The 6,212-nt window shown below is 46.4% G+C and carries 5 protein-coding genes; all 5 read right to left on the reverse strand.

What is annotated here, in order from left to right; translation table 11 throughout:
- The coding region (locus WBA23_RS25800) for a hypothetical protein (protein WP_424585156.1) at positions 1–537 on the reverse strand (537 nt) is incomplete at its 3' end.
- 71 nt (positions 538–608) lie between these two features.
- Positions 609–1,352 (reverse strand): GDSL-type esterase/lipase family protein, encoded by a 744-nt coding sequence (locus WBA23_RS25805; protein ID WP_424585157.1) that lies wholly within the window; start codon positions 1,350–1,352, stop codon positions 609–611.
- A 49-nt stretch (positions 1,353–1,401) separates the two neighbouring features.
- Entirely contained in the window at positions 1,402–3,762 is a 2,361-nt protein-coding gene (locus WBA23_RS25810; protein WP_424585158.1) for a family 78 glycoside hydrolase catalytic domain, read from the reverse strand.
- Between the two features lie 13 nt (positions 3,763–3,775).
- The gene (locus WBA23_RS25815) at positions 3,776–4,633 is read right to left on the reverse strand and encodes a polysaccharide deacetylase family protein (protein ID WP_424585159.1); all 858 of its coding nucleotides are present in this window, start codon (positions 4,631–4,633) and stop codon (positions 3,776–3,778) included.
- Positions 4,634–4,685: 52 nt separating this feature from the next.
- Positions 4,686–6,212, reverse strand: a 1,527-nt coding sequence (locus WBA23_RS25820) for a T9SS type A sorting domain-containing protein (RefSeq protein WP_424585160.1), incomplete at its 5' end; no start/stop codon positions are given.

A 6,212-nucleotide genomic window follows, 5' to 3' on the forward strand; every position in this document is an offset into this window, starting at 1 on the left:
ACCGTAGATTTCGGCTACTTCGTAGTAGTCTTCGTAGTTGACTTCCAGGCGGGCATCATTCGCTGATGGTGCTGATGGCACTACTACGATTCGTACAACTTCATCATTGTACACGTCACGTTCAGCATCTAGTACAAACCCAGCTTCAGCAAAGAAAAATACATCACCGCCTGTAAAATCGTAGCTGATCTGTAGTAACCCAGCATCAGTGAAAAAACTAACGGGCATCGGTCGCCAAACATCAATTAATCCTCCATCAGTAGCTTCAGCCTGTTCCCATAGCAGAAAACCTAATACTGCATCGGTAGGTGCTATATCATCTTCAATCGGAAACTGAAAACCCGCTTGCCAATCGTTCCCGGCATTCAGATCAATAATTCTATCGTAGGTTATACCTAGCAAACCATCATTGCCAGGAGGGCCTTGAGGGCCGTCAAACCCGGGAGGACCAACGGGGCCCGGCAATCCTTCAGGTCCTTGGCAGCTTGCCAATGAGATAACTCCTAATATCCAAATGAAAATATGGTAAGTTCGCATAATGTAAGAATTTATGTTGCTATTGCTTACATTATGGCAAAAAGGATGCCTTTTTTAGGTAAGTATTCTTATTATAATAAATACGGCTGCATAGCTTTCCACCAACTGCGCGCCATCTTCTCCTGCCCTTTCAGATTGGGGTGCGCCCAGTCAAATGTATCTGCGTAGATATGTTCCGGATTCTCATACCATCCTTGATAGTGATGGACTGTTTTTACAGGAGATTGGTTCGTAGAAAGGTCAGTCGCCACTTGCTCTACTACTTTCCGAATAGTGAGGGCGCTCTCGCTATTATTAAAATTTAAGTGCCCTAATAGCACTACTACCTTCGGATTTTTAGTTCGTAAAAAGTTAATCAGTTCGCGCAAGGGTTGACCAACATTATACTCAAAGTCACCTAATTTCTGATCATTAGTACCTAAATGAACTAGCACAATATCGGGCGGGATAGTTTGGTTGTAACCAATAATAGTCTTCCGAACGGCATCTACTGTTTTGTTACCGTAATAACCGTCGTGGTCGGGATCAAATACTACGCCCTCGGCTACATTGGGCCAAGTAGCATCATCGTGTAAACCTTCCGTTCTAGATCCTACAAAATCAAATACAATGTTATGCTGGCTAAGTATCATTTGTAGTGGCAGACGGTAAGTATACTCTTTCACATCACGTTTTCCTCCTTGGGTGATCGAGTCACCAATCGCCATAATTCGTACTGGCTCACTAAGGAATACGAAACACAAAAGCAGCGGTACCCCCGATAGAAGAAATAGAATTTTTAAGCGGGTTTGTAAACCTATTCTACGGCAAAGCATCGTATGAAGATTAGTAAGCAAGGTGAATATCAGATTTGCCCGAAGAAAGTTATATTTGCTGCTTTTGCCAAGTAAACATACCGTTCATGCCCGGGGGCAGAACAATACTACCAACAACATCCTCTTCTTTAAATTGAAGATCAACATGAATAGTACCTTGTTTGGTCGGATAGGTAGCTTGAACCGTTTCCAAACTACCGGGTTGAGGGGCAATGTGTACTTCCTTAAAACCCGGACTCATTGGCCGAATTCCGGCAACCAGACTAAAATAAAAATGTACCGGGTGCGCTGTCCACGGATGTACTTCCGAGCGGGGATGCTGCTCAATTCTTTTTTCGGGCGTAGCCGACATTCCCATGGCAGCAATATCTTTCCAAAGTTGTAATTCAGTAGTGAAGTCCCCTACCCCCGTTTTTTGCATGGCTTCAAACAGATAAAAGTAGTAGAACAGATTCGCTCGGCTATCAAACTCAGTGCTGCTGTCTAGCAACTTTTGCATAAGACTTTTCTTCTCTTCTCCGGTGTGAGCACCAGTGAGAACAGCCAGAATACTAGCTCGCTGATCGTAGAATGTTTTTTCTGGGTCGTCGGCGTAAATACCTCGTTCAGCATCGAAGCACAGCCTTCGCACAACTTCGGCGTACTTTGCGCCCTGAATTTGATAGAAGTTGGCTTTCTCTTGGTAGCCCAACCACTCCATAATTTTGGCAGTTTTGCCTAATGTGTAAGCATAGTTCAGCGTTAAGATAGCCGAGTTGCCATCCTTGTTCACCGGCGAATTACCTCCTTTTGGCAGATACCAATCAATAAACATGGGGTACTTTGATTTACCAACCAGCCCGTTCTCATTGATCAGTGACTCGTAATAATCAAACACCTCCTGAATTTCGCCGGTGTACGATTGGATTAAACGCTTATCGCCATCGAGCATCATCAGGTCGTGCAGCATATCAATCCAGACCAATGAGTAGGTAGGATGTACGAAGGTAGCTTTGAGTGGGTAGCAACTAGTAACATTGCCATCGGGCAAACGAGAGTTATTAAATTGCTCCATTGCACTGCGGAAATACGTAAGATCACCGGTGAGTGCCGTCCAGCCCATTAGGTGAGGGCGCAGATCACCAACGTACTGCATTTGCTCGTAGTAAGCGTCACTCAGCAGATTATCTTGAGCGCAAATTTTTAGGCCGTGCCAGCAAATATCCCAAACCTTTTGATAAACTGAATCGGTAGTAGCGAATTCAGCTTGAAGCGGAATGGGACTAGCCGAATACACATTGTAGAAACCATTAATCTGCAACGGTTCATCCTGGGTTTGAACCTCTAATTGGATAAAGCGAAATGCCCGAAACCAAATAGGCTGAAACGTACGATTTTTACCGTCATCCATCACGTATACATCGCTGATGCCTTTTATTACTTTGCCTTCAATCTCGTTGCGATTACCTTTTTGGTTCTGATCGTTGTATAGTGCTTCCGAATACCGAACCTTAACTTGCGCGCCTTTCCCCCCAGAAAGGGTAAGTTTGGGGTAACCCAACGTAACGTAGCCCTGATCAATCAGTAGGGTATGCCGACTATTCGCAGGAATTTCTAAGGCTTGGGCGCCAAACTGAAAATCAGTAGGTAGATTAGCTAAATCAGAGCGGGCAATACGCGTTAGCGATTCTTTCTCACTGGTTTGAATGACAGTGGTGCGCGGTTGCAGAATCCAGCCGTGACCGTTACTAGCATCGGTTGTCGGCCGGGCAAACACCATTTTGGGCCTCAACCATTGGCTATCGTTAAAGTCAGCTTGCTGCCAACCCCAAGGATACTGTGCGGCAACTACTGAGTTGGTCGGATTAGCGGCGTAGAAGCCACCGATGATCTCGCCACCACCGCGCCAAAATACCGTTTTTTCGTGCATTCCCTGATTCGTCAGCACTTTCCAGTTATTAGTTGTGGTATTAATTGCTATTTCCCGTTCAGAATGCCCTTGCAGTAGAAATGCAGTTCTGAACGACATAATCCCGTAGCTTCGCTCCACCCCCCAGTTTATCACCTCAGCGGCTATTATATTTTTGCCTTTCTTTAAGTAAAAAGATAGGTCTACCGTTTCGTACCGCCAGTGGCGCATGTCGCCCAATTGCGGGCCGTACACCACTTCTTGCCCATTGACATACAGCCGATAACGGTTATCGCCACTCACATGAACAATAAACTGTTCGGGTGCGGATTCTAGCTCGAACGCATTTCTGAAATGGATAAGGTTGTAGGCGGTTTCATCAATATTCGGGTGGGTAATCCACTGGGCGGTCCATTCTTCGGGATACTGCGGAAGCGCGTGGTGCGGATACTGAGCTAATAAAGTCTGAAAGGCCAAACCAAACGGGAATAGTATGGTAAGTCGTAGGAATATTTTGTTCATAAGAAAAGCAGTACTACTGAACCAAGTCAGCGTAGTCAATCAGTTGAATATTAAAGCGACGAATGGCTTCTTTTACTTTTTCGCTGGTCAGCAAATCAGTAACCCCTTGCCGATCAGCCGCCACATGTGTGTAGCCAATGTGGTGCACAGCTTGTACTTCGGGGGTGTCATAGGCGGGATGATCCACAAACAGGTAAGTGCCGGGAGTGAGGCCTTCCAGCATCGCGATGAAGCTACTAATTTTTTCCTCTGCGGTTTCTTTTGATCCTTGGTACTGAGCTCGTTTCACGCCCAAATCTTCTGGAAAGATGGCGAGGCCGTATTCTTCCGTCAGCTTTCTTACTACCGCTTCTATTCGCTCGTCAAGGTGGCTACATCCCATGTGTCCGGTAACATGGGTGAGCTGGGGGATTTCTCGCTTCGCTAGTTCAATCTGGGCGCGTAGCTCCTGTTCAACCTCCGCCAGTTTCCAATCTTGGGTACTAAGTGCTTGATCGTCACCGTAATTCTCATTCGGCCAAATCATCGGATGAAAGTAACCACGGTCATCCGTCAGGCTGGGAACTGATGTTAGAGGTCTCCACTTAATATTTTCCCACTCACTGGTTAGGGTCAAGTGAACACCCACATCCAAATCAGGATATTCGCGTAGTATTGTTACGGCTTCGGGAAACCAGGGTGTAGGCACCATCACTTCTATTGAAGTAGTAATACCATTCTGGTAGGTTTCAATCATCGCCTCATTGGCCGCATGGGTAAAACCCATATCATCGCTACGCACAATTAATCGGACTGGTTGAGAAAAAGCAGTAGTAGCTAACGAAACTACTAGCGTGCTACTGAAGAGTAGTTTTGCTATATATAAAAACATAGTTGTGGTATTCAAAATCTATAAACCTGATAATTCTGCGAATGGGTTCAGCTTAAGGCTGAATAACTAATTTCTTGCTTTCTACCACTACGTTCTTCTGCCGCAAACTAAGCACATACATTCCCGGCGAAAGCTTGCTTGCCACTGTAAGCTCCTTTGATTTTTGATGCCGTGATCGGTACACTTCCTTACCCATTAGGTTATGTATTCGCACTTCATCAAACTGAAATGCACCTTTGGGTAAGCGAACCGTAAACTGTCCCATAGAGGGATTCGGAAAAACTGTCCAGGTATCTTCTACTTCATTGTTTAGCGAAGTTACTGTAGAGGCATCTGTAGTGAGCATTACGTACATGGCATTTTGGGGTAGCGTTAAAGTCAAACTTCCGTTGTTAACCTCTACCGCTACCTGACCAACTTCGTAACCGTTGGCATCCAGTAGGTACGCTGACTTTAAGCGGTCGTTCCGAATAGTCATAGTTACTTCGGTGTTAGCCGCTTTCCAGGGCAGTTCGCCGGTACGCTCTACTTCAAAGCCTTCTACTGTTTCGTCGCCCAGCTCAAAGGTTGCTGGCTTTTCGCGATAGCCCGTTAGCTCATAGCGAGTGTTCACTTGTACCAATACTTCTTCTGAGGTTGATAGTGGTTGCGCATCCATGGCTACCGTTACTAGCGTGACGTACTCATTCTTTAGTGTAAGTGACACGTCGCCTAACTCAATTGTTTTGCCCGCTTCGCTGAAGAATCCAGACACTCCCTGCGCCGACGGAGCATTTAAAGTGCACTGCCCCTTCTCGTAATCCCACTCCAGTTGACCCGTGGCGCTAGTTATCTTTTTTTCCGAAAAATTCAGCAGATCGCCCAGTTGCGACGAAACCGTAGAATTACTAGGGTCGCCATTGTACTTTACTCGTACTGCGCCCGCCAGATAGGCTACCGGGGCTACTTCCGTGGCGGTGGCATCGCCTTGCGTATCGTAGCTATCGCGGTTCGGATCGAAGCCGCCTTCTTCGGTAATCAATGGAATCTCTCGCTGGTGCACCTGTTCTGCGCTGCGCTCTTCGTATACTACGGTTGGGGCAGGTTGCACGTAGCCTTTTCGGTAGAGTAGTGCATTGGCAGGAAAAGGACCAGTATGAGCCGGGGTGGCTGAATTAAACTTATAAATTGGTTGCTCAAACGTAGGATTGTTAGCGAAGATATGAAGCACATCTTGATCTTCTACTGGGTAGCCCGGTGAGCGGGGCGAAAACCAATAGTACGCATCAAAGCCCGTGAGCGAGCTATACGCTGCCGTAAGAAATATAGATTCGGAAACATATTTATTAGGATGGGGCCAACTGCTTTCAGTCATCATAAAAGGTTTGCCACTTACCTGCTTCACATTGACGGGCAGCTTATTGGGTTGGTAAAGTACCGATGTACCCACGTATTTATGACCGGGATCAATCCGCCAGCCGTTATTTTCCCCGACGTGACCCGCACCGTAGTAGCGATTTACTGCTAATACATCCCCTACAGTGTTGGTCTGCCGTTCGGCATCTAGCAGACGGGCTGCGTTCGCAGTTTTCCAGGTAGT

This window comes from Tunicatimonas sp., from assembly GCF_049647865.1.
Classification (GTDB): domain Bacteria; phylum Bacteroidota; class Bacteroidia; order Cytophagales; family Cyclobacteriaceae; genus Tunicatimonas.